A 6,169-nucleotide genomic window follows, 5' to 3' on the forward strand; every position below is an offset into this window, starting at 1 on the left:
GCTTCTATCATCATGCAAGGTCCCTTTCTCTTTAATGTTTGAGGCGATGGCTTTTAAATTTCACCTCATTTTCATCAAACATCAAACTTTCAACTTCAAACTCAAAAAGGCGTCCGCCTGCGATGAACGATGAACGACCTGCGATGAACGAAAAAAACTCCTGCCGCGAGGCAGGAGTTTTTTGACTTATCTAGAAGTAATACTATATATGTGTTTCGATTATTTTCAGATAAGGAGGTTCATCATGGATCGCGTATTGACCTTGGAATTTGTCCGCGTTACCGAAGCAGCTGCCGTTAAAGCCGGTCGTCTCATGGGGAAGGGCGATAAGATGGGCGCCGACCAGCTGGCCGTCGATGGCATGCATTCGATTTTATCCACCGTGCCTATCGATGGGACCGTCGTCATCGGCGAAGGCGAAATGGACGAAGCGCCGATGCTCTATATCGGGGAAAAAGTCGGTGCTGGCGGTACGGAAGTCGATATTGCCGTTGACCCGCTGGAAGGGACGAACTTGACGGCCAAAGGCCAGGATGGGTCCATTGCCGTCATGGCTATCGCCCGCAAGGGGAACTTGCTCCACGCGCCCGACATGTACATGGAAAAACTCTGTGTCGGCCCGCGGGCGAAAGGGCGCATCGATTTGACCAAGCCCGTACAGGAAAACCTGCGCCGCATCGCAGAAGGCCTGGAACGGGGTATCGATGATCTGACTGTGGTCATCCTCGACAGGCCGCGTCATCAGGAAATCATCGACGAATGTCGCAGTGCCGGCGCCCGCATCAAGCTCATCACCGATGGCGACGTCTCACCGGCTGTCGATGCCGGCATCGAGGGGTCCGGCGTCCACGTCCTCATGGGCATCGGCGGCGCCCCGGAAGGCGTCCTGGCTGCGGCAGCCCTGAAATGCCTGGGCGGCGATATGCAGGCCCGCCTCATCCCGTATACCGACGAAGAACGGAAACGCTGCTGGGAAATGGGCATTGACGACATCAACCGCGTCATGACCCTCGACGACCTGGTAAAAGGCGACGACTGCATCTTCTCGGCGACGGCCATTACCGACACGCCTATGATGCGCGGCGTCCAGTACTTTGGCGGCGGCGCCCGTACCATGTCTGTCGTCATGCGTTACAAGAGCGGCACAATCCGCTTCATCGACACGTTCCACCGCTTCGACAAGAAAGCTAAATGGAGCATCCATTTGTAGGATTCGCAGGCCGCGGGTCGCCCACGTGGCGACCCCTACAGCTTAAAAAGGGCTTGTCGCATGGCGACAAGCCCTTTTTTTTTCTCCCCTTTTATGGTACAATGACTTGATAGTAATTATATGCTCATAATGGCACCTTAGGCGCCATTGCCTTTGGGCCATTTAGAATAAACTACTCGAATAGTATTAGGAGGCACCAGAATTGGAGAAACTTGTTATTCATGGTGGAAAGCCCTTAGAGGGTACGGTTCGCGTCAGCGGGGCTAAAAATGCCGTACTGCCTATCATTGTTGCATCTATGCTGGGGACGACGCAGAGTACATTGACAGAAATCCCGAAGTTAGCCGACGTACATACCGTCTGTGACGTCATCGCGTCCCTGGGCGTTCATATAGAACATCCTGAAAGAGATACTTTGGTCATCGATGCCCATGAGCTGACATCGACGACGGCTCCCTATGATTTAGTGCGCCGCATGCGTGCATCTTTTTTGGTCATGGGTCCTTTACTGGCCCGCAAGGGGAGAGCCCAGATTTCTCTGCCCGGCGGCTGTTCCATCGGTGCCCGTCCTATCGACTTGCACCTCAAAGCTTTTGAAGCCATGGGCGCTGTCATCAACCTGGAAAACGGGGACATCGAAGCGACGGCACCGAATGGCCTCAAAGGGGCACAGATTTACCTCGATTTCCCCAGTGTCGGCGCTACTGAAAATATCCTCATGGCTGCATCCATGGCCGAAGGAAAGACGGTCCTGGAAAACGCAGCGGAAGAACCGGAAATCGTCGATCTGGCAACGTACCTCAACAGTATGGGCGCCAATATCCGCGGTGCCGGCACCAATGTCATCCGCATCGAAGGCGTCAAGGAACTGCACGGTGCTAACCACGCCGTCATCCCCGACCGCATCGAAGCCGGTACTTTCATGGTCGGCGCGGCCATGACCCAGGGCAATGTCTTCGTAGAAAATGCCATTTCGGAACACTTGAAGCCTCTCATCTCCAAATTGAAGGAAGTCGGCGCGGAAGTCCAGGAAGAAATCGACGGCATCCGCGTCATCGGCCACGCACCGCTTCGCCCGGCCGATATCAAGACCCTGCCCTATCCGGGTTTCCCAACGGACATGCAGGCTCAGTTCATGGCCTTGACGACCATCTGCCAGGGCACGAGCGTCGTCACGGAAACGGTCTTTGAAAACCGCTTCATGCACGTCGATGAATTTAAGCGCATGGGAGCCAAGATCCGCATCGAAGGCCGCAGTGCCATCGTCGAAGGCGTTCCCCGGCTCAAAGGGGCTTCGGTCAACGCGACGGACTTGCGGGCCGGTGCTGCCTTAGTCCTGGCGGGTCTCGTAGCTGACGGGGAAACGGAAGTCGGCTATTTATACCATATCGACCGCGGTTATGATAATCTTGTATTGAAATTACAAAGGCTAGGTGCAGACATTGTTCGCGTCAATATTGAGGAAGAAGAAAACTAAGAAAAAAGTACAGCCGCCGAAACAGTCCCACTCGTTCTTTTTGGCCAACTGGTTCGGCAGCGACATCGCTATCGACTTGGGGACGGCCAACATCATCGTGTTCGTCAAGAACCGGGGCATCGTCGTCAATGAACCGGCCGTCATTGCCGTCGATACGATGGAGAATAAAGTCGTCGCCGTCGGCCGCGAAGCCCAGGCTATGCTGGGCCGGACGCCACGCAACATCCAGGCCTACCATCCGCTTCGCAATGGTGTCATTGCCGACTACGATGCGACGGAATATATGTTGCGTTATTTCATCCGCAAGGCCATTGGCAAGGCGTTGATCTTTAAGCCCCGCGTCGTCATCTGCGTCCCGTCGAGTGTCACCAACGTCGAACGGCGGGCCGTCATCGAAGCGGCTATGCAGGCCGGCGCCCGCAAGACGACAGTCATGGAAGAGCCGCTGGCAGCGGCTATCGGTGCCGGTCTGGACATTGCTACGTCCAATGGTTCCATGGTCGTCGATATGGGCGGCGGAACGACGGACGTCGCCGTCCTCAGCCTGAGCGGCGTCGTCATCAGTGAATCCCTGCGTATCGGCAGCAATACCTTCGATGAAGCGATTATCCGCTACCTGGAAAAGATTAAGCACGTCGCCATCGGCCAGCACACGGCGGAAGAACTGAAAATCCTCATCGGTACGGCTATGGGCGACGGCCGGCGCATGACGGCCGACGTCCGCGGCCGCAGTACGGAAACGGGCCTGCCCACGTCGGTAGACATCGATTCCCAGGAAATCCGCCAGGCCTTGGATGAACCCATCCAGACCGTCCTCAAGACGATTGTTTCCATCTTGGAAAAGACGCCGCCTGAACTGGCTGCGGATATTGCCGACCACGGCATCGTCCTCACCGGCGGCGGATTGCTCCTCGATAGCTTCGACCGCCTCATTTCCCAGACGACAGGCATGGCAGCTTATCTCTGTGATGATCCCTTGTTATGCGTTGCCAACGGAGCCGGCAAGGCTTTACGGGAAATGGACCGCTTAAAAGATAGTTTTGATGATTTATAAAGGGCTCCGTCACTGGACGGAGCGGAAAAAGGAGGGAGCCGTCATGAAAAAGTTTCGCAAACTCGCCGTATTAGCCGGGTTAGCAGGCCTGATGGCTATGCCAGCCGCAGCTGCTGATGTATCGTATACGACGGTATTGAGCGGCAGCGTCGTCAGCGTAGCCCCTGTCGGTGCAACCGTGAAAGAGGGAGATGTCCTGCTTACGGTAAATTCCCTGGCCGGCCCGATGCCGGCTGCCCGTTCTGACAAGGAAGGTGTCGTCAAGACCGTCCTCGTTCAGCCGGGATCACAAGTGCAGCAAGGCGCCGTTGTCGTCGTGGTGGAAACGAAATGAGATACACCCTGATGCAGAAATTCTCCGCCTTGCGGCGTACGTTGGGCCGGGTCTGTCTGACCGCGGCCCTTTCCTGTATCCTGGCCATTTCGGCGCAGGCACAGGGATTCATGAATGTCAGTGAAGTCCAGCCTGGCATGACGGGCTACGCCAAGACCGTCGTCCACGGCACGACCATCGATACGTTCCCTGTCGAAATCTTAGGGGTCATGAAGAACAGCGGCCCGTCAGGGGATTTGATCCTGGCCAAGTTTTCCGGACCCCTCATCGAAGAAACGGGCGGCATTGCCCAGGGCATGAGCGGCAGTCCGGTCTATATCAATGGCAAACTCCTCGGTGCCGTCGCTTACGGCTGGTCCTTTACCAATTCCCGTGTCGGCATGATTACGCCCATCAATGACATGCTCAAGCTCTGGAATGTGCCGACGAAAGAAGAAATCCGGCCTTTCAATGCCCGCGAATCGTCGCTCATCCCCATTGCGACGCCCCTCATGACGTCGGGCTTCGACAGCTTGTCGACGGCGTGGATGCAGAGCAAACTGCCGAATTACAACTTCATGCCCGTCGATACGGCCTCGGCCAGCAGCGACAGTACGGCCCTTCCTCTGGAACCGGGCAGCAGTGTCGCCGCGGCTTTCGTCAACGGCGATATGAAGATGGGGGCCATCGGGACCGTGACCTACGTCGATAACGACCACATCGTCGCCTTCGGCCATCCCTTCCTGAAAAAGGGCAGCATCAACTATTTCATGCACAACGCCTACATCTTCACAGTCGTCAATAACCTGTCCAGTTCCTTCAAGCTCGGTTCTATTGGAGCCGAAGTCGGCAAGATCACCCAGGACCGCGGCGCCGGTATCGGCGGCCAGTACGGCTATCTGGCACCGGGCATCCCGGTCGTCATCAAGGCCCGGGATACGGATACGGACACGGCCATGACCAAGCGTGTCAAGATTATCGAAGACAATGAGCTGACGCCGGTCCTGGCAGCCACGACGGTATACAATACGGTCAACAAGACCATCGACCGCACGGGCGGCGGCACGGCGACCTTGTCCTATACGATCCGTTCTTCCAATGGCCGCGATAAGGATATTACCCGGCACAACATGTATTATTCCGAAGATAACATCAACGAGAAGAGCATCGATGAACTCTATAATGTGCTCGATATCTTGAAGCACAACGAATTTATCGATTATCCGATTTTGGACATCAATATGACCGTCGACATCACACAGGCCCGCAAGTCGGCGACCATCGTCGATGCGTCGGCAGCACCTGTCGTCGTCAGCCCGGGCGATACGGTTTACTTCAAGGTCAAGCTCCATCCCTACCGCGGTGTCGATGAAGTGAAGACCATGAGCTTCACTGTCCCCAAGAACCAGCCCTTAGGCGATATGACCCTGGAAGTCCGAGGCGGCGGTGTCATCCCCCTGCCGTATCTCATCGAAAAACAGCGGTACAACCTGACCGATGAAATCGTCCAGCGCTTGCGCCACTACAAGGATTTCAAGGAACTGAAGAAGGAAATCGAAAAAGAAGACGCCAATAATGACCTGGTCATCGAAATCCTCAGCCAGGGCGTCAGCATGATCAATGAAAATGGCACGAAAGTGCGAAAAGAAAAGATCCGCGGCAAGGAACCGGGAACCCAGGCCAAGGATGTCGTCAAGCCGGGCAAACACGCCATGGGCGATGACAACCCTAATGATGCCAAATCTTCTATCCCGACGCCGTACATCGTCAAAGGCGACGGCCAGATTACCATCAAAGTCGTCACGCCGGAAAAACGCGATGCTTATTTAGCCAAGAACCACAACATCAACGAAGCGAAAGCCGTCATCGGTGACGATACAGACGGTACGTCCCAGGATGATGAATTGGTCAAAGCGGATAAGAACGGCGACGACAATAAAGATACGGGAAAGAAGGATGACAAGGGAAACGACAAGAAACCCGACAAAGGCCAGGATAAAAAATCGGCCGAACCCATCCGCACGGTCGACCTGGATATGTTCCACTAGCTGTTCGTAGGGGACGCCCAAAGGGCGTCCCGCTGGTCGCAGGCCGCAGTCGGCGGCCCGTCCCTAT

5 protein-coding genes are annotated in these 6,169 nt (G+C 55.6%); all 5 read left to right on the forward strand.

Annotated elements, in window-relative coordinates; all coding sequences use genetic code 11:
• Positions 1-244: 244 nt before the first annotated feature.
• On the forward strand, positions 245-1,210 hold the full coding sequence (glpX, locus tag NOS26_RS06120) for a class II fructose-bisphosphatase (protein ID WP_014015863.1): 966 nt from the start codon (positions 245-247) through the stop codon (positions 1,208-1,210).
• Between the two features lie 202 nt (positions 1,211-1,412).
• On the forward strand, positions 1,413-2,687 hold the full coding sequence (gene murA / locus NOS26_RS06125; protein ID WP_014015864.1) for a UDP-N-acetylglucosamine 1-carboxyvinyltransferase: 1,275 nt from the start codon (positions 1,413-1,415) through the stop codon (positions 2,685-2,687).
• Positions 2,668-3,741 carry a rod shape-determining protein gene (locus NOS26_RS06130; RefSeq protein WP_027894947.1) on the forward strand — a complete coding sequence of 358 codons (1,074 nt, stop codon included), beginning with the start codon at positions 2,668-2,670 and terminating at the stop codon, positions 3,739-3,741. Before murA ends, NOS26_RS06130 begins: the two co-directional genes overlap by 20 nt.
• A 43-nt stretch (positions 3,742-3,784) precedes the next feature.
• Positions 3,785-4,075, forward strand: a complete 291-nt coding sequence (locus tag NOS26_RS06135; RefSeq protein ID WP_022498225.1) for a hypothetical protein — start codon at positions 3,785-3,787, stop codon at positions 4,073-4,075.
• Entirely contained in the window at positions 4,072-6,102 is a 2,031-nt protein-coding gene (locus tag NOS26_RS06140) for a SpoIVB peptidase S55 domain-containing protein (RefSeq protein ID WP_022498224.1), read from the forward strand. The genes NOS26_RS06135 and NOS26_RS06140 overlap by 4 nt, the downstream gene beginning before the upstream one ends.
• Positions 6,103-6,169: the final 67 nt, after the last annotated feature.

The sequence above is a fragment of the Megasphaera sp. SC8-1 genome, assembly GCF_024436295.1.
Lineage (GTDB): Bacteria > Bacillota > Negativicutes > Veillonellales > Megasphaeraceae > Megasphaera > Megasphaera elsdenii.